This is a genomic window from Moraxella sp. CTOTU48841 (assembly GCF_032061225.1).
Taxonomy (GTDB): domain Bacteria; phylum Pseudomonadota; class Gammaproteobacteria; order Pseudomonadales; family Moraxellaceae; genus Faucicola; species Faucicola cinerea.
On the sequence record NZ_DAMBFQ010000001.1, the window covers coordinates 388,092 to 406,965 of the forward strand.

Consider the following 18,874-nt stretch of genomic DNA (forward strand, 5'->3'; position numbering starts at 1 on the left):
TTTATAGTACGTAAATTCTGTGATAATTACCGTTCCTATTATTATTATCATTATTGCCTATAGCATTAGAAGGCTTGCGATTTCAAGCGTTTTTTCTTGGGTCAAAAGTGCTACAATGTGACAAAAAATTTTGAGACCCTTATGAATAACGCGTTATGGCTTCCTTGCACACAGATGCAAGCCCTTGAAAACAATCCCCCACTCCACCTCGTCAAAGCTCAAGGCAATCAATTATATGATCAGGACGGTAACGCCTATTACGATATGATTAGCTCATGGTGGGTCAATTTACATGGACATTGCCATCCTTTTATTAACGAAAAAATAAAACAGCAGCTCGATACGCTTGAGCATACTTTAATCGCTAGTGTCACTCACCCGCCGATTTTGACGCTTGCAGAAAAATTGGTTGCCATCACGCCCAAATCACTCACCAAAGCTTTTTTTGCCGACAGTGGCTCAGGGGCGGTGGAGGTCGCGCTTAAAATGAGTTTGCAGTACTGGCAGCAATCAGGGCAAACGCAAAAAACCAAATTTATCTCATTGGAGCACGGTTATCACGGTGAAACCGTTGGCAGCCTTGCGGTGACAGACATCCCGCTGTTTAGTGAGCAATATAAAGATTTGATTGTCAGTCAAATTCGTATTCCTTCCCCCGCGCATATTTTCAGCCCTGACGCCATCCCAGCGCAGCTCCATGAACAAAAAAGCTTGGATGCACTAGAACGCATCTTGGCAGAAAAATCCCGCGATATCTGCGCGATTATCCTTGAACCTTTGGTACAAGGGGCGGCTGGCATGGCGATGTATTCTGCTAATTATTTGCTTGGCGTTGCCAAACTTGCGTACCATTATCACATCCATGTGATATATGATGAGATTGCCGTGGGTTTTGGTCGTACAGGTACTATGTTTGCGGTAGAACAAATGCTAGCCTTGGCAGATGCGGATAAACAAGACGATTATTGCCCTGACTTTATCTGTCTGTCAAAAGGTCTAACGGCAGGGTATCTGCCAATGTCTTGCGTCATGACAACCGATGATGTTTATCAAGCGTTTTATGATGATAAAGTGGAAAAAGGCTTTTTACATTCGCATAGTTTTACTGGCAACCCATTGGCTTGTAGCGCGGCTTTGGCATCGCTTGAACTGTTTGAACGCGATAATGTCTTGCTACACAACCAATCTCTTATACAAGCGATGGCTGATGGCTTACAGCAATTAGTTGATGCCAATTTACCCATAAAGTTTGCACGTCAAACCGGCATGATTGCAGCTTTTACCTTGGATTTTTCTCGAAATTTGGGCAAAGCTTTTGCCAATTTATGCCTTGATCAAGGCGTGATGATTCGTCCGATTGGCAACCATGTTTATCTTATTCCGCCTTATTGCACGACACCGGCAGAGCTTGGGCACATTTTTGGCATATTAAATCACTGTTTGCAAAAGCTTTGTGACAATCTCCCAAAAACACCTAAAGGCTCGTCTCAAGCCATCGATCTGCCTTAACGCCTTTACTAACGCCTTATGAGATTTACTGACTAATTAGCCAATTAATTATAAACAGATGTTTGTTATTATCATTCCTTGTCAAAAGCTAGGATTTTTTACAAACGTTCAATTCTTACTGTATTATAAAAAATTGTATTAGAATTCACAGCTTATGCCTACATTGCTAATATTTAACGTATAATCCATGAGATTATCGTCAAAAAATATTTAACTTTTGTAGGCATTTTAACCAACTTAACTGAATCGTGAAACTTACTTAGATGATTTATGCGTAGATTTTTTTATAACCAACCAAATTCGCTACAAGTTGGCAGCACTGTGCCTTTGACCGAAGAGATTTTTCATCATTGGTGTAAAGTGTTAAGAGCAAGTATCGGCGAGCAAGCGTTGTTTTTTGATGGTCAAGGTGGTGAATATACCGTCACTTTAATGGATATCACTAAAAAACAAGCGCTCGTTACCATCAACGATTTTAATCCAATAAATCGAGATTTGCCATTTACTGTCAACATTGCCTTGGTGATGAGTCGTGGCGAGCGTATGGATTATGCCATTCAAAAAGCCACAGAGCTTGGGGTTTCATCGGTTCAACTACTCACAAGCCAACATGGCGAAGTACGCCTAAAAGCAGACCAAGCCGATAAAAAGCTCGCCCATTGGCAGCAGGTTGCGGTATCGGCTTGTGAGCAATGTGGGCTTAATATTGTGCCAAACTTACTGGCACCAAAAGCTTTTAGCAACTGGATTGACGAGCTAGCAGGCGTGCCCATTTCTAACAACGTGACCAAATTAATTTTAGCCGTTCCTCCTGATGACAGTGGCGTAGTGACACCTTGTAATCAAATTGAAGGTAGCGACATTGAGCATAACTATATTGAACCCATCACGCCCTATACCAACCCACTACCTCAGATAACAAACCAGTTTAGACAGTGTTCTTTAGTCCAATTTTGGTTACTCATTGGGGCAGAAGGTGGGTTTTCAGCGCAAGAAATAACGCAAGCTATCGAGCGAGGTTTTATGCCTTGGCAAATTGGCGAGCGTGTGCTAAGAACTGAGACAGCCCCTGTCGTGGCATTGTCTTCATTGTTGACGCTATATCAAACTTTGACCCTTGCACAGGAATAATCATGCCACCGAATAACAAATCAGTCATGCCAATAGTCCCTCGTGATTGCTGTGTGGGTGCTAATAAGTTGTGTCATGGTGATTTACGTGAGTATGAATTTATTGTCGATAGCCATTTTTTTGACAAACAAATTTCGCTTGAACATCAAAATGCGGTGTTTGCCTCGGTTTTTTCAAAAATCCATGATGGCATTTTTATGCTTGATGAACGGCTACGTTTTATCTGTGTCAATGAGCAATTTTTAAACATTACAGCCTTGCCACGCGATCAGGTGATAGGTAACCCGTTTTATTTTTATCCTTATAAGACCTATGCTCCACACTTACAGCAAGCGATTGCCGCCATCATTACCAAACTGGATAATCGACAATCAATTTCGACCAATTTAGTGCTTTCTTATCACAATTTACCTGAAGTGGCGGTTTGGCTAGATATTTCCGTGTGTGAAGTCGATGATAACCGAGTGGTGTATGTAGGGCTACTTAGCAATTTAACCAAAAAAGATGCGCAGCTTAGCCACACCTTACATCTATACAATTATGATGAATTAACGGGTCTGCCCAATTACGATACTTTTTATGACAAATTAAAAAGCTGTATTGACTATTACCAGGCAGCCGATAATCAGCGCGAGTGTATGGGGGTATTGCTACGCATCAATATTGACAAATTGCAGTCTTTTAACATCAGCCTTGGCATTGAAAATACCAATACGCTGATTCAAGGTTTTGTCAAACGGGTAAAATCCTTAAAAATTTCGGGTGCAAGTTTAGTCACTTTTTCGCGGTTTGGGGGTGATAGTTTTGCGGCGATGATTTCGGTACAACACCTTGATGCCGCGCATCACTACGTGGCAGCGCTCAAACAGTTATTTGACTTACCTTTTAGCATTGATGACCAATCAATTTATTTAAGGTTGTCGATTGGCGCCTCGGTTTTCCCCACTCATACCCAAGATGCTCAGACATTGCTATTACAAGCAGACACGGCGTTAAAACATGCGCGGCTCATCAGTGATGAAGATTGTGTTTGGTATGATGCCAACCAGCAAAAAGGCAATTTTAAGGACATTCATTTGCTCAGCGCCTTTAAAAATGCGTTATTAAAACAGCAAATTTTGCCCTACTTTCAGCCTAAGTTAGAGTTTGCACAGCCTGATTTGCCGATGTTTGAAGCACTGGTGCGCTGGGAGCACCCCACCCTTGGACTCCTCTATCCCAACGATTTTTTGGCGGAGGTGCTCGATAAGTCATCGCAGCCGCTATTTGAAAAAATTGTTTTAGCTTGTATTGAGCAGATTTTGACATGGCGTGAGATGGGCTATAACTGCCTCATCTGTATCAATATTGATACTCGTCAATTAATTAGTGACAAATTTATTGAGTTTATTGAAGGGACGATACAACAATATAGTTGGCTTGCGCAATTAATCAGTTTTGAAATCACGGAAGTCTGCAAAATTCATGATGAATTAAAAGCGCAAGCGATGCTAGCAAAACTGCGCCAGTATGGTTTTAGCATATCGATTGATGACTTTGGTACAGGCTTTGCCGCGATGCAATATTTGATTAAATATCCGATTGATGTGCTTAAAATTGACCGCTTATTTATCACCAATATTTTACAAGACCCAAAAAAACAAGTGATTGTCAAATCAGTGATTGAGATGGCGCACTCGTTATCCATGCAAGCATTGGCTGAGGGCGTCTCAAACCGTGAAGAAATCGAATATCTGCGTAGTCTTGGTTGTGATTCGATTCAAGGCTTTGGGTTTGCTAAACCCATGTCTAGTAAAGATACCACAGAGTGGCTCAAAGCCAACTATAAACCAAACTATTTGCTATAAGTTTTAATTTGACCAATTAGATTTTTTTATGACCCTATAGTCATGTTAGTACCTTGTCACCTTTGCCAAATTTTCCTATCTTAGGAATATAAAACCTTAATAATGGGGTAGGTTTTTTTGTCTTTTTAAAAACAGCAATCAAGGAAATATTATGCAATATAAAGCGCCTCTTCGTGATATGAAATTTGTCATGCATGAGTTGTTAAAATTTGAAGATCACTACAAATCCATTCCTAGCTATGCGCATACGGATAGGGAAACGATCGATAGTTTCATAGAAGCAGGTGCAAGCTTCTCAGAAGCAGAGCTGTCACCCCTTAACCGTTCAGGCGATGAAGAAGGCTGTCGTTTTGAAAATGGTAATGTGTATACCCCAAAAGGCTTTAAAGAAGCCTATAAACAATACTGTGAATTAGGCTTTCCTTCTTTATGTGCCGATGAAGAGTTTGGCGGTCAAGGCATGCCATTGTCATTGGGTTCGGCGGTCAACGAAATGGTAGGTACCGCTAACTGGTCTTTCTCAATGTACCCAGGTCTATCTGAAGGCGCCATCCGTACGCTTGAGCACCACGGTAGCGATGAACAAAAACAAAAATATTTGTTAAAACTCGTTAGTGGTGAGTGGACAGGTACCATGTGTCTAACCGAAGCACATGCTGGTTCTGACCTAGGGATTATCCGCAGCAAAGCTGAACCTAATGAAGATGGTTCATACGCTATCACCGGTCAAAAAATCTTTATCTCAGCGGGCGAACACGACATGGCAGACAACATTGTCCATATCGTACTAGCGCGTTTACCGGGTGCGCCAGCAGGTACCAAAGGTATCTCATTATTCATCGTACCAAAATTCAATGTCAACGAAGATGGCTCTATCGGTGAGCGTAACACCGTTACCTGTGGTTCGATTGAACACAAAATGGGTATCAAAGCCTCTGCAACTGCGGTACTTAACTTTGATAAAGCCAAAGGCTACTTGATTGGACCTGAAAACAAAGGTCTAAACTGTATGTTTACCTTTATGAATACCGCCCGTATTGGTACCGCGATTCAAGGTTTAACTGCGGCTGAATTGGCTTTCCAAGGTGGCTTAAGCTACGCTAAAGAACGTCTTGCGATGCGTGCATTAAGCGGTGCAAAAGCGCCAGAACAAGTGGCTGACCCAATCATCGTCCATCCAGCAGTGCGCAACATGGTATTAACTTGTAAAGCGTTTGCTGAAGGTGGCCGTGCGCTAGTCTACTATCTATCACAATTCTCTGATGTGGTAACTAAAGGTGAAGGCGAATCACAAGCTTACGCTGACCAAATGTTGTCTTTTTTAACACCAATTGCCAAAGCCTTCTTAACTGAAACAGGTTATGAAGCAGCCAATCACGGTGTGCAAGTATATGGTGGTCACGGCTTTATCCGTGAATGGGGCATGGAGCAAAACGTACGTGATACGCGTATTGCTTGTTTATATGAAGGCACCACTGAAATCCAATCACTTGACTTGTTAGGCCGTAAAGTATTGGGTTCACAAGGTAAAATGCTAGCTAACTTTAGCAAAGTCATTTATCAATTCTGTGAAGAAAACAAAGACAACGATGCAATGGGTGAATTCATTCGTCCACTGGCACGTTTGAATAAAGAATGGGGCGATCTAACCGCTCGCATTGGTATGCAAGCCACTGAAAATCCTGATGCAGTGGGTGGAGCGGCCGTTGACTACATGTACTATAGTGGCTACATCACCCTAGCTTACCTATGGGCTCGTATGGCGTTAGTCGCGCAACAAGCGCTCCAAGGCGACACCACTGAGACCAAATTCTATCAAGCCAAAATCAAAACCGCTCAGTTCTACTTTGCAAAACTATTGCCTCGCACCTTAACTTACGTCAAACGTATTGATACAGGTCTCGAGCCATACATGAGCATGGACGTTGACGAATTCCAATTCTAATTTTTTACTAAGCTATCTAGTTAAGCTATCTAGTGTAGTAATAAAATTATGATAGAATCATTGATAGTTTAATTCTTTATTTAATCCTTAGGTAGCAAAAGCTATCTAAGGATTTGTCTCATTTCGAATTACGAGCTAACCCATAAAAGGAAATAATATGCCTATTTATAATGCGCCAATTCAAGACATGAAATTCATTTTAAATGATGTATTCAATGCAGCTGACTTTTGGCAAAAAAATGAACAGTTAGCCCATGTTGACAGTGACACGGTCAATATGATTTTAGAAGAAATGTCAAAATTTGCTAAAAACACGTTACTACCCATCAACCGCTCGGGCGATGAAGAAGCGGCACAATATCTGGGTGAAGGCAAAGTAAAAACCCCAACTGGTTTTAAAGCAGCATTTGACGAATATGCACAAGGCGGCTGGATTGGTTTGGGCGGCGATCCAAATCATGGCGGTCAAGGCATGCCAAAAATGGTGACTATGCTCGCTGAAGAGATGGTATTTACCGCCAACCAATCATTTGCGCTCTATCCAAACCTATCGGGTGGTGCGTGTATGTGTATCTACAACGCAGGCTCTGAAGAACAAAAACAAACCTACCTAGAAAAAATCTACTCAGGTGAGTGGACAGGTACGATGTGTTTGACCGAACCGCACGCAGGTACGGATTTGGGTATCATCAAAACCAAAGCGGTGCCAAACGAAGACGGTAGCTACAATATTACAGGTACCAAAATCTTTATCACCGCAGGTGAACATGACTTAGCGGACAACATCATCCATTTGGTATTGGCAAAAACCCCCGATGCCCCAGCAGGCTCAAAAGGGATTTCATTGTTTATCGTACCCAAATTCCATGTGAATGCGGATGGCTCATTGGGCGAACGTAACGCGGTAAGCTGCGGCTCTATCGAGCATAAAATGGGTATCAAAGCGTCGGCCACTTGCGTCATGAACTTTGATGGTGCCAAAGGCTTTATGGTAGGCGCAGAAAATACCGGTCTTGCGTCCATGTTTATCATGATGAACTATGAGCGTTTGACAATGGGGTTACAAGGTATCGGCGGGGCTGAGTTAGCGTATCAAAACGCCACAGCTTATACCCTTGACCGTATTCAAGGTCGCGCCGATAGCGGTATCCAAGAGCCAAACAAAGCCGCTGACCCAATCGTATTTCATGCCGACGTTCGCCGTATGCTGTTAAATGCCAAAACCATCAGTGAAGCCTCACGCTGCTTTGCGATGTATGTCGCCAAAGAGCTTGATACCAACAAATATACCGATGATGCTGCAGCAAGAAAAGCGGCTGATGACCGCGTTGCTCTTTTGACGCCCGTTGCTAAAGCATTCTTAACCGACCGTGGTCTTGAAGCGTCAATTGATGCACAGCAATGCTTTGGTGGTCATGGCTATATCCGTGAATGGGGAATGGAACAAATCGTACGTGATACCCGTATCTCTCAAATTTATGAAGGGACCAATGGTATCCAATCACTTGACTTGTTGGGTCGTAAAGTGGTGAAAAACGGCGGTGCGTTTGTGACAACGTATGTTCAAGAAATGCGTGATTTTGCCAATAACATGAAAGCAGACCATGCCATCAAACAAGCGATTTTAACATCAGCAGATAAACTTGAAGACTTAACTAAAGCGGTGGTAGCGGCGGCAGCGGTCAACAAAGACGAAATCAATGGCTGTGCGGTTGATTACTTACAAGCCTTTGGTTATGTCAGCTTTGCTTATATGTTTGGCTTGATGGTTGAAGCAGCAAATGGCAAAGAAGGCGACTTCTATGCCAACAAAGCAAAATTAGCAGATTACTATGTCGGTCGTATGTTGCCACGCTTAGATGCGCATATTGCGATGGTAAAAGCAACAAGCCAACCCATCACAGCATTCGACCGCGATTATTTTGCGGCAACCATTGCTTAATCCCTACTTAAATATAAAAAAAATCGGCGCTAGTAGCCGATTTTTTTATGGATTAACATGTTAGCGAAGCATATCGTCATCGTCATCTGCTAACGATTCATTTTCATCAAAATCAAAGTCTTCATATTCATAATCCGCTGAGTCGTTTTCTTCAACGACAGCAACACACTCTTCATATAATTCAAAAATATATTCTTTGATATCACTTTCTTGCTTGTGTTTATTTGGCGTGAGTTTGGCTTCTTCTTCATAGATGAATTTTGCCAAATTTAGCGCGACATAGTTATTACTTAGTTCAATCATGATGTTATCCTTCTTATGTGGGGTATTATTTTTTTAAAACGATAGCGATAGCGCATCGTTAGTATGACATATTCAAAAATAGAAAGCTTAAAGCAGTTGTAAGCTCGTGTAAAATTTGAGCATTTAACAATTTATCGCCATAAAATATAAAACCCACCGAAGTGGGTCTATATTACTGCTTGCCGTTTAAGCTTTGGGTAAGGTCACGCCCATTTGACCTTGGTATTTACCACCACGGTCTTTGTAGGAAGTTTCGCACACATCATCGGCATCACTTTGGAAAAATAGCATTTGCGCCACGCCCTCGCCGGCATAGATACGCGCCGGTAAGTTGGTGGTATTACTAAATTCAAGCGTCACATGCCCTTCCCATTCTGGCTCAAGCGGCGTGACATTGACAATAATACCGCAGCGCGCATAGGTAGATTTTCCCAAACAAATGGTCAATACATCGCGGGGAATACGAAAATACTCGACAGTACGAGCCAAGGCAAATGAGTTGGGCGGGATGATACATTCATCGCCCACGATATCAATAAAGCTACGCTCATCAAAGTTTTTTGGGTCAACGATGGCAGAATGTACATTGGTAAACACTTTAAATTCGCGCGCGCAGCGCACATCATAACCATAGCTTGAGGTGCCGTAGCTGACCAATTTTTGTCCTTGTTCGCCCACACGTACTTGACCTGCTTCAAATGGCTCAATCATGCCATGCTCTTGTGCCATTTGGCGTATCCAGCGGTCGGATTTGATCGACATTTTGTTTCCTCAAATTTTAAATTTAGGCAGAATTATACTGTAATTTGCTACACATAGGCGAAAAAAAACGGCTTTCGAGTGAGAGCCGTTTTTTTTGGTAAGAAAATTAACTCATACGCAATTTATCAAAGGTCAATTTATCTTGGGCATCGACATCCACTTTGATGGTATCACCCGCCACAAATTCACCCGATAGCAATTTGACTGATAGCGGATTCTCGATTTCTTGCTGGATGGCGCGTTTTAGCGGTCTTGCACCATACACAGGGTCATAACCCACAGCGACCAATTGGCTCATGGCTTCATCTGATAATACAATATTCATGTCGCGCTCTTGAAGACGTTTGCGTAAGCGTGACAGTTGAATATCTGCAATACCTGCCATTTGCTCTTGCCCAAGTGGATGGAATACCACGATTTCATCGATACGGTTAACAAACTCTGGGCGGAAGTGCTGATTGACTGAATTCATCACTGCCGCTTTGATTTCTTCGTAGCTATCGCCTGCCATCTCTTGGATTTTATGCGACCCAAGGTTTGAGGTCATGATAATGACGGTGTTTTTAAAGTCCACAACGCGACCTTGGCTGTCGGTCAAGCGACCATCGTCTAGCACTTGCAGTAGGATATTAAACACATCGGGATGCGCTTTTTCTACTTCATCAAACAATACCACACTGTAGGGTCGGCGGCGTACGGCTTCGGTCAATACCCCACCTTCTTCGTAACCCACGTAGCCTGGGGGTGCGCCGACAAGACGGCTGACACTGTGTTTTTCCATAAATTCAGACATATCAATACGAATCATGGCATTTTCATCATCAAACAAGAAACTTGCCAACGATTTGGTCAATTCAGTTTTACCCACGCCTGTCGGACCTAGGAACAAGAACGAACCGCTAGGACGATTAGGGTCAGACAAGCCTGCACGACTACGGCGCACCGCATTGGCGACTGCTTGTACCGCTTCATCTTGACCAACTACGCGCTCATGTAGTTTTTCTTCCATATGCAGCATTTTTTCACGTTCGCCTTGCATCATTTTGGTCACAGGGATGCCCGTTGCAGCAGCAACGACTTCAGCGATTTCGTTTTCGGTGACTTTGTTACGTAGCAGTTTGACGCTTGGCGCTTCCCCTGCTTGCTCTTTTTGCTCAGCCAAGTCAGAATCTTTAATACGTTTTTCCAGTTGTGGAATGGTTTCGTATTGCAGTTTTGACATGGTCTCGTAGTCACCTTCACGCTGGGCTTTTTCATAGGCGATACGTGCTTTATCAAGCTCGTCTTTGAGCTGTTGGCTACCTTTAACGAGGGCTTTTTCTGCTTGCCAAATTTCATTTAAATCTGCGTATTCTTTTTCAAGCTCGCTGATTTGGGTGTCGAGCAGTTTTAGCTGTGATTTCGCGCCTTCGTCATCTTCATGCTTTAACGTTTCACGTTGCATTTTGAGCTGAATCAAACGGCTGTCTAGTTTGCCCAAGGCTTCTGGTTTACTATCAAGTTCCATTTTTAGACGGCTAGCTGCTTCATCCACCAAGTCAATGGCTTTGTCAGGTAGCATACGGTCGGTGATATAACGGTTACTCATCCGAGCAGCGGCAATAATCGCACTGTCTTGGATATCGACCCCGTGATGCAGTTCATAGCGCTCTTTTAGACCACGCAAAATGGCAATGGTATCTTCCACAGTAGGCTCATCAACCAATACTTTTTGAAAACGACGCTCAAGGGCGGCATCTTTTTCGATATATTGGCGGTATTCATCAAGGGTAGTCGCACCCACGCAATGCAGCTCACCACGCGCTAAAGCAGGTTTGAGCATATTACCCGCATCCATCGCGCCATCAGCTTTACCCGCACCGACCATGGTATGAATTTCATCAATGAATAAAATGACTTGCCCTTCGCTTTTTGCTAAGTCGTTAAGTACCGCTTTTAGGCGTTCTTCAAACTCACCACGGAATTTTGCCCCCGCAATCAGTGCCCCCAAATCAAGCGATAATACACGTTTATTGCGCAAGCCTTCTGGCACATCACCGTTTACGATTTTTTGTGCCAATCCTTCAACAATCGCAGTTTTACCTACACCCGGCTCACCAATAAGCACAGGGTTGTTTTTGGTACGGCGTGACAACACTTGAATGGTACGGCGGATTTCGTCATCACGCCCAATCACGGGGTCAAGTTTGCCCGATTCGGCACGTGCGGTTAAATCGATGGTATATTTGTTTAAGGCATCACGTTGGTCTTCGCTATTTTGTGTATCCACTTTATCACCCCCACGAATAAAATTAATAACTTGTCTTAGTTTTGGCTCATTGACCCCTGCTTTTGCAAGCAGTTTTGCGGTGTCACCCGTCTCTGCTAGGGCAACTAGCACCCAGTCGGTGGATAAAAACTGATCGCCCGCTTTTTGCGCATGACGTTCGGTTAGATTTAAAATCTTAACCGTATTTGGGCTGAGATTGACATCACCTGTGGGTGTACCAATCACCGCTTGGTTGTTGAGCGATTGTTGCACGTCTGTTTTTAACTGATTTAAGTTTGCGCCTGCTTGTTCATACACATTGGCATTACTCGGTTCATTGAGTAGCACTGACAACAAATGAATCGGCTCAATCGCGGTATGATCACGAGTGACAGCGAGCGTTTGTGCCTGCTGAACCGCATTTTGTAAGGCGTTAGTAAATTTATCAAATTGCATTATTATTTTTCCTTTTAGCTTTTAACTAATTAGCTTTGAACTAAAATTGATATGGTGTTTTGATAAATCGTTTCAATATCCACCTTTAAAATTTTTTAATTGTCAATGGTTATTTTCTTGATGATGGGATGTAGATTTGTTTTCAACCCCCACTTGGATCAATAGCTTGTAGAATTCATCGTGTTACCTATTAAAAATTGACAATAAAAATGTAGATAAATTCATAAACCAACAAATTTTGGCTTATCGTATAACTTTCAAAGGGATATAGCTAATCAGTTTTACTGACTGAGTTTTTGTTGTTGGCTGATATGCATTTACTTTATTAGCAAATTAGTAGCGTAGTAGCACCTTGGTTTTTTATCAGCCGCCTTGACCATTATCTTTAAAAAAATTACGCGAACTAAAGTTTAAGTCATAGCTAAAAATTGATACTAAAATTTTATGGACAATTATTAAAATTATATAATATTTCCAATGGTTTATTTTAAGATTACTTACATTACATTAACCTATCTACTACATGAATAGACAACAACCATGCATGGCGCATGTTACTCTGCAAAACGTCAAATGATAACGCCCCATAACATATTAGTTCAGTGGCGCTGCTTTATTTGGTGAAATAACAGTCAAAAAACAATAACAGCAAAACAATAACTAGGAGTAATACCCATGCGTGCATTAACCTACCACGGTGCCAAAGATGTTCGAGTCGACAATGTTCCCGACCCACAATTACAAGCCAAAGATGATATTATCTTAAAAGTTACCGCTACCGCCATTTGTGGCTCGGACTTACATTTATACCGTGGCAAAATCCCTGCGACCGAAGAAGGCGATATTTTTGGTCATGAATTTATGGGAGTTGTCGAAGAAGTGGGCGCTGACGTCACAGCGGTAAAAAAAGGCGATCGCGTGGTAATACCCTTTGTAATTGCCTGTGGTAGCTGCTTTTTTTGTCAAAATGATTTGATGGCAGCCTGTGAGACCACCAACGAGGGTCCAGGCGCGGCGATGAACAAAAAGCTTATTCCGCCACCTTCGGCGTTGTTCGGTTTTAGTCATTTATACGGCGGTGTGCCTGGCGGACAAGCAGAATATGTGCGTGTCCCAAAAGCCAATTTTGGCCCTTTCAAAGTCCCAGGTTCATTGCCTGACGAAAAAGTGTTGTTCTTATCAGATATTTTGCCGACGGCTTGGCAGGCGGTGACGAATGCCAATGTCACCAAAGGTTCGACTTTGGCTATCTATGGTGCAGGACCTGTGGGCTTGCTATCAGCTGCCTGCGCCAAAATGTTAGGTGCTACACAAATATTTATCGTTGACCACAATGACTATCGCCTGCAATACGCACAAGATACGTATGGCGCGATTCCTGTCAATTTTGATAAAGTTGATGCCGCAGAAGCCATTATTGAGCAAACTGCGGGGCATCGTGGTGTCGATGCGGTGATTGATGCTGTTGGTTTTGAATCAAAAGGTAGCGTGGTTGAAACCGTATTAACGACGCTTAAGCTTGAAGGCTCAAGTGGCGCAGCATTACGTCAGTGTATGGCAGCGGTGCGCCGTGGTGGTACAGTCAGTATTCCTGGGGTGTATGCAGGTCCGATTCATGGTTTCTTGATGGGTGATGCCTTTGACAAAGGATTAACCTTTAAAATGGGTCAAACTCATGTACATAAATACTTACCACAACTGCTTGAACATATTGAAAATGGGGATTTATCGCCTGAAGCGATTATTACCCATCGTATGAATTTATCGGATGCGGCAAAAGGTTATGAAATCTTTGAAAAACGTGAAGAAGAGTGTCGAAAAGTGATTTTGACGCCGTAATTTAATCTCATCATGGATTAATCATAATTAAATTAGAATGATAAAATGATAAAAATATAAGATGAGTGTTAGTCACCTTTATACCATGATTAATCATTCTATCACTAGCCCCTCACAACTTTTAGCTAATAATTTAGCCAAAGTTGTGCAAGGGGTTTCTGATTTGTTGCTATTATTAGATATTGATGGGACACTTAGTGAATTTCACCCCGATCCCCAGCAAAGTTTTATCAGCAATGATAATTTAGCAATTTTAGCGCAATTACAAAAGCATCTACCCATTTGGCTGGTAACAGGGCGATCAGTTGCTGATGCTAGACGTTTGACAACGCCGTTAAAACTGCCGGTGATTGGTAGTCATGGTTTGCAATGCGATACTCTAATCGATAGCTATTCTTTGGTGGACATCGATTTAGCGCAGCTAGAACAAATTAACCAAAGCGTCATTAACGCCACTGGTGATCGTCCACACTGGCGAATTGAGCAAAAACCTTTTGGTGTGGCACTGCATTTTCGTGAGCATCCCGAACTTGCCGATAGCGCTTTAACTATCATGCAAGCTATTGGGCATGATTTTAATGATTGGCAACTTAAAGCGGGCAAATGTGTGTATGAGTTATTGCCGCAAGGGGTCGATAAAGGCAGTGCCATTAACCATGTTTTAAACCACTATCACCCTCATTGCCGTCCAATATTTATCGGTGATGATGTGACCGATGAAGCAGGATTTATTGCTGTACAAAGTTATGGTGATACATCAAATAAGAAAGGTAGTGATATCAAAGGAATTGGTGTCAAAGTCGGTTATGAACCTACCCATGCCCATTATTATGTGAGCGATGTCTCAGCGGTTACCGCGTTACTTCAAGGATTATTGACCCTATGTCAAAGTTGATTGTGTTATCGAATCGGGTTAATTTACCTAATAAACAGTCACCTAAAGCTGTGGCAGGGGGGCTGGCAGTAGCGCTTCAAGAAGCCCTCGCCAAAGATGGCGGTATTTGGGTCGGTTGGAACGGTCAAGTAGTGACAAATATCAGCGATATGCCTGATACCGTCAATCAATTTGCGACTGAGCAGCATGATAAAGTCACCTATGTCACGACGGCTTTTTCACCCATGCAATATGAAAAATATTATTGTGGTTACGCCAATAATCGACTTTGGGCGGGGATGCATGACCGCACGGATTTGATTGTATCAAGTAGTGAAGATTTTAGCGTTTATCAAGCTGTCAATCGTATGTTTGCCAAACAGCTACAGCAAATTGCGCAGCCTGACGATATGATTTGGATACAAGATTATCATTTTTTTGCGGTAGCAAGGCATTGCCGAGACTTAGGCATGAAACAGCGCATTGGCTTTTTTTTGCATATTCCGTTTCCCCAGTTATGGGTGTGGGATTTTTTGACTTATGGTCAAACTTTAATCCATCAATTACTCGATTATGATGTGGTTGGATTACAAACCCAACAAGACGCTCAAAATTGTGTCGCGGTGATTGAGCAGCTACTCTCCCACGCCATCCAGATTACTCAAACAAATGGGCGTACACTGATTACCCATGGCAATCATACCACCTTAATACAAGCCTATCCGATTGGTATCAATCCTGTCTATATTCATAAGCTTGCCAGTCAACCGCTGTCTGACCAAGCTGTATTAAAAAATCTCAGTTCAACCATCACCACAATTTTAGCGGTGGAACGACTGGATTACACCAAAGGCATTCCCGAACGCTTACAAGCTTTTGCCGCCTTTTTGCAGCGTTATCCGCAATATCTTGAACGGATTCAGCTCTATCAAATTGCTTGCCCGTCCCGTCTTGATATTCAGACTTATCAACAGTTACGACAACAAGTGCACACCCTCGTTGAGCAAATTAATAGCCAATTTGCTACTGCCAGTTGGCAACCGATTATCTATCAAGAAGACCCCGTCAGTCATGACAATTTAATGCCTTTATTTAGGCAATGCCAAATTTGTTGGGTTAACTCGCTAAAAGACGGCATGAATTTGGTGGCAAAAGAATATATTGCCGCACAGGATGAACAAAACGCAGGGATTTTGATTTTGTCTAAAAATGCGGGGGCAGCGCACCAACTTCAGCAAGCTATCTTGGTAGACCCTACGAACAACGACAGCATGATAGAGGGCTTATACCAAGCATTGACCATGACCAAACAACAACGGGAACAACGTCACCAATCGCTACTAAATGGCATCTATGAGACCGATATTGACACGTGGCGAGCGCATTTTTTGGCAGATTTAACCCACATGGATAAAACTCCATAACTCAATGAAAGAGACAATAAAATAAACAATGTAACAGACCATAAAACAGATAATAAAACAGCCAATGAGAAATTCAAAATGACACCAGTGTTGGATCATGCTTTACCTACCGACTACCACCAATCGGACTTGAGTAAATTAATCACCGCTATTTTGCAAGACTTTCGCAGAACGGTTGATACATCACCTAAACTAAGTGATGCCGAGTATGTCACACAATTAAAGCAAACTTTGTCGCAGTTGGTGCTTTTGTCCACTCAAATTGCCTTGCCCGCAAACGGTAATACTTTACAGCGCTGGCAAGTATTGGCACAGGTTGCCGCTTGTGATTTGAACTTGGTCAAATTTTTTGAGTCGCATCTTGATGCATTGGCGATTTTGGCAGAATTGGGCGTGGACGATATCGCTGAAGGCCTATGGGCCGTATGGGCAGCAGAAGGCGGTAATGACCCACTGCGTTTTGATGGCGAAACATGCACGGGTCAAAAACTGTGGTGTTCGGGTGCGACCTTTGTCGATCATGGCTTGGTTAGTTTCCGAGATGCCCAAAATAACGCCCAATTACTGATGGTCGCCATGAACCAACCGCAAGTGACCATTGATGACAGCGGCTGGTATGCGGTTGGTATGCCCTACACGGCGACAGCCACGCTCCATCTAAAAGGCGCTAATGCCACCCCAGTCATATCAAATGCGATTGCCAAAGGTAGCAGCCCTTATCTCGACCGCCCAGGATTTTGGCAGGGTGCAGCAGGGGTAGCGGCTTGTTGGTATGGCGCGGCAGCGCAGTTGGCACAGTTTTTATTGGATAATTATCAGCAAAAACCCCAAGCCTTTAAAGCGCTTTATCTTGGCGAAGTGTCGCAAGCACTCAGTGTCACCCAAGCGTACTTTCATCAGGTTGCGCAATTAATCGACAGTGAGCCTAGCCAAAGTCATGCACTCCCCATCCGTATCTTAAGAGCGCAAGTTGAGACTACCGCCATGCTAGTGCTTGAAAAAGTTGGTAAAGCTTTGGGCGCAACGCCTTATTGCAAAAATGCCCATTTTGCACGGCTAGCGGCAGATTTATCGGTATTTATCCGTCAAACCCATGGCGCATTTGACAGTGAAGCGATTGGCAAATTGACTGCCGAACAGTTAGGCGATTCACAAGGGGGAGTATGGCAACTGTAGATTCTAAGCACGCCCCACTGCATCCGATTGTGGGTGACCGTTTAATTGCTGGCAACGGCACATCTGCACAAGACTGGCAAGCTTGGCAAGGGTTAGACAGTCTCACCAGACTGGATATATTGACCCATTTTCCCAAACATCGGCGTGTGTGTATTTTTGCGCCGCACCCAGATGATGAGATTTTGGGCTGTGGTGGGCTGCTGCAAGCGTTGGTGGCTCAAGGCAATCAAATATTGATTGTTAGTGTCACCCACGGCGAGAAAAGCCACCCTAGCTCACCGCTGTATCCGACCGACAAACTGGCAAAAATCCGAGCACTTGAAAGCCAGCTTGCGCTTGAAACGCTAGATAGCAGTTTGGATTTGCCCAATGTGTCGATGACGAGCTTGAATTTTCCTGATGGCGAAGTTTTCGGGCGACAAGTGGATTTTTTTGATAAGTTAACATCGCTGATTCAGCCCGCTGATATTTTAATCACCACATTTGCGTACGATGGTCATCCCGACCATGAGGGCACTGGGCAAGTGGTACAGCGTTTTGCCCATGAATTTAAAAGTCGCTTAAATTTGACCTGCTATCAAGTGCTTATTTGGGCATGGCATTGGGCAAAGCCTGGCGATAGCCGTATTCCTTGGCGCAAGGCATGGCGATTTGATTTAAGCGAATTGCAGGCGCAGCGAAAAAGTTATGCCATGCGCTGTTTTAGCAGTCAAATCTATGCTGACCCAACAACAGGAACAGCGCCTATTTTGTCCGACACCACATTAACTAGGCTTAGCCAACCGTTTGAGGTATATCTTCATGACTGATGTGTCAGCGTATTTTGCCCAAATTTATGCCGATAGTAGCGACCCTTGGCAATATGAAAAACGCTGGTATGAAGTGCGAAAACGCGCGATTTGCTTGTCATTATTGCCCTATCCGCATTTTGCCAAGGCGATTGAACTGGGCTGTAGCAATGGTGTATTTAGTGAGCAGTTAGCCCAGCGCTGCGATTATTTGAGGTGTGTGGATGGGCAACTTGAGGCAGTCAAACTTGCCAGTGAGCGTCTGCAAAAAAAGGCGCATGTGCAGGTGATGCAAGGCTTGATACCGCAGGATTTGCCCAGTGAGCGATTTGATTTGATTGTAGTCAGTGAGATTTTATACTACTTGGCGCCTGATGCACTGACCGAAGTCATCGCTTGGCTCAACACCGCATTAACCGACAATGGCGTGATTTTAGCCTGTCATTGGCGCTATCCGATTGACGGGTTTCAACTGACAGGCGAAACAGTCCACGACAGTTTGCAACAACAGCTTCACTACCGTCAGCAAAGTCATGTGATTGACCAAGATTTTTTGTTGACCATTTGGCAAGCCAATCACCAAAGCGTTGCCAAGCAAGAAAATCTAGTGGAATAACTGAGAAAAGCATC

Annotated in this window: 14 protein-coding genes; 11 read left to right on the forward strand and 3 right to left on the reverse strand. The window is 43.3% G+C overall.

What is annotated here, in order from left to right; translation table 11 throughout:
- Positions 1-141 precede the first annotated feature (141 nt).
- The 5 genes from bioA to RT034_RS01695 all read left to right on the forward strand — a co-directional run bounded on the left by bioA (position 142) and on the right by RT034_RS01695 (position 8,374).
- Positions 142-1,509, forward strand: a complete 1,368-nt coding sequence (bioA, locus tag RT034_RS01675) for an adenosylmethionine--8-amino-7-oxononanoate transaminase (protein WP_313012873.1) — start codon at positions 142-144, stop codon at positions 1,507-1,509.
- A gap of 270 nt (positions 1,510-1,779) precedes the next feature.
- Positions 1,780-2,640, forward strand: coding sequence for a 16S rRNA (uracil(1498)-N(3))-methyltransferase (locus RT034_RS01680; protein ID WP_313012875.1), 861 nt, complete (start codon positions 1,780-1,782; stop codon positions 2,638-2,640).
- A 2-nt stretch (positions 2,641-2,642) separates the two neighbouring features.
- A complete protein-coding gene (locus tag RT034_RS01685) occupies positions 2,643-4,487 on the forward strand; it encodes a putative bifunctional diguanylate cyclase/phosphodiesterase (protein ID WP_313012878.1) in 1,845 nt (614 codons plus the stop codon).
- A 148-nt stretch (positions 4,488-4,635) separates the two neighbouring features.
- Positions 4,636-6,432 carry an acyl-CoA dehydrogenase C-terminal domain-containing protein gene (locus RT034_RS01690; protein ID WP_313013317.1) on the forward strand — a complete coding sequence of 599 codons (1,797 nt, stop codon included), beginning with the start codon at positions 4,636-4,638 and terminating at the stop codon, positions 6,430-6,432.
- Between the two features lie 157 nt (positions 6,433-6,589).
- Positions 6,590-8,374, forward strand: coding sequence for an acyl-CoA dehydrogenase C-terminal domain-containing protein (locus RT034_RS01695; protein WP_219298806.1), 1,785 nt, complete (start codon positions 6,590-6,592; stop codon positions 8,372-8,374).
- 60 nt (positions 8,375-8,434) lie between these two features.
- Here RT034_RS01695 and RT034_RS01700 read toward each other — a convergent pair whose 3' ends face one another.
- The 3 genes from RT034_RS01700 to clpB form a co-directional block, all read right to left on the reverse strand.
- Positions 8,435-8,677 (reverse strand): hypothetical protein, encoded by a 243-nt coding sequence (locus tag RT034_RS01700; RefSeq protein ID WP_313012881.1) that lies wholly within the window; start codon positions 8,675-8,677, stop codon positions 8,435-8,437.
- A 186-nt stretch (positions 8,678-8,863) separates the two neighbouring features.
- Entirely contained in the window at positions 8,864-9,439 is a 576-nt protein-coding gene (gene dcd / locus RT034_RS01705) for a dCTP deaminase (RefSeq protein WP_007116249.1), read from the reverse strand.
- A gap of 106 nt (positions 9,440-9,545) precedes the next feature.
- Positions 9,546-12,143 carry an ATP-dependent chaperone ClpB gene (gene clpB, locus RT034_RS01710; protein ID WP_313012883.1) on the reverse strand — a complete coding sequence of 866 codons (2,598 nt, stop codon included), beginning with the start codon at positions 12,141-12,143 and terminating at the stop codon, positions 9,546-9,548.
- Between the two features lie 675 nt (positions 12,144-12,818).
- Between clpB and RT034_RS01715 the strand changes: the two genes are divergently transcribed.
- The 6 genes from RT034_RS01715 to RT034_RS01740 all read left to right on the forward strand — a co-directional run bounded on the left by RT034_RS01715 (position 12,819) and on the right by RT034_RS01740 (position 18,860).
- Entirely contained in the window at positions 12,819-13,982 is a 1,164-nt protein-coding gene (locus RT034_RS01715; protein ID WP_313012884.1) for a zinc-dependent alcohol dehydrogenase, read from the forward strand.
- Between the two features lie 61 nt (positions 13,983-14,043).
- Entirely contained in the window at positions 14,044-14,877 is an 834-nt protein-coding gene (gene otsB, locus RT034_RS01720) for a trehalose-phosphatase (protein WP_313012885.1), read from the forward strand.
- Positions 14,865-16,280: an alpha,alpha-trehalose-phosphate synthase (UDP-forming) gene (locus RT034_RS01725; protein WP_313012887.1), complete on the forward strand. Its 1,416-nt coding sequence runs from the start codon at positions 14,865-14,867 to the stop codon at positions 16,278-16,280. Before otsB ends, RT034_RS01725 begins: the two co-directional genes overlap by 13 nt.
- A 78-nt stretch (positions 16,281-16,358) precedes the next feature.
- Positions 16,359-17,456 (forward strand): acyl-CoA dehydrogenase, encoded by a 1,098-nt coding sequence (locus RT034_RS01730; protein WP_313012888.1) that lies wholly within the window; start codon positions 16,359-16,361, stop codon positions 17,454-17,456.
- Positions 17,444-18,265: a PIG-L deacetylase family protein gene (locus tag RT034_RS01735; protein WP_313012889.1), complete on the forward strand. Its 822-nt coding sequence runs from the start codon at positions 17,444-17,446 to the stop codon at positions 18,263-18,265. Before RT034_RS01730 ends, RT034_RS01735 begins: the two co-directional genes overlap by 13 nt.
- A complete protein-coding gene (locus RT034_RS01740; RefSeq protein ID WP_313012892.1) occupies positions 18,258-18,860 on the forward strand; it encodes a class I SAM-dependent DNA methyltransferase in 603 nt (200 codons plus the stop codon). The genes RT034_RS01735 and RT034_RS01740 overlap by 8 nt, the downstream gene beginning before the upstream one ends.
- The last annotated feature ends 14 nt before the right edge of the window (positions 18,861-18,874 follow it).

Bases quoted from the DNA above. Each gene is read 5' to 3' on its own strand.
- RT034_RS01735 (WP_313012889.1), top strand. From the start codon at position 17,444: ATGGCAACTGTAGATTCTAAGCACGCCCCACTGCATCCGATTGTGGGT.
- RT034_RS01680 (WP_313012875.1), top strand. From the start codon at position 1,780: ATGCGTAGATTTTTTTATAACCAACCAAATTCGCTACAAGTTGGCAGC.
- dcd (WP_007116249.1), bottom strand. From the start codon at position 9,439: ATGTCGATCAAATCCGACCGCTGGATACGCCAAATGGCACAAGAGCAT.
- RT034_RS01685 (WP_313012878.1), top strand. From the start codon at position 2,643: ATGCCACCGAATAACAAATCAGTCATGCCAATAGTCCCTCGTGATTGC.
- RT034_RS01740 (WP_313012892.1), top strand. From the start codon at position 18,258: ATGACTGATGTGTCAGCGTATTTTGCCCAAATTTATGCCGATAGTAGC.
- RT034_RS01700 (WP_313012881.1), bottom strand. From the start codon at position 8,677: ATGATTGAACTAAGTAATAACTATGTCGCGCTAAATTTGGCAAAATTC.
- bioA (WP_313012873.1), top strand. From the start codon at position 142: ATGAATAACGCGTTATGGCTTCCTTGCACACAGATGCAAGCCCTTGAA.
- otsB (WP_313012885.1), top strand. From the start codon at position 14,044: ATGAGTGTTAGTCACCTTTATACCATGATTAATCATTCTATCACTAGC.
- RT034_RS01730 (WP_313012888.1), top strand. From the start codon at position 16,359: ATGACACCAGTGTTGGATCATGCTTTACCTACCGACTACCACCAATCG.
- clpB (WP_313012883.1), bottom strand. From the start codon at position 12,143: ATGCAATTTGATAAATTTACTAACGCCTTACAAAATGCGGTTCAGCAG.
- RT034_RS01725 (WP_313012887.1), top strand. From the start codon at position 14,865: ATGTCAAAGTTGATTGTGTTATCGAATCGGGTTAATTTACCTAATAAA.
- RT034_RS01695 (WP_219298806.1), top strand. From the start codon at position 6,590: ATGCCTATTTATAATGCGCCAATTCAAGACATGAAATTCATTTTAAAT.
- RT034_RS01715 (WP_313012884.1), top strand. From the start codon at position 12,819: ATGCGTGCATTAACCTACCACGGTGCCAAAGATGTTCGAGTCGACAAT.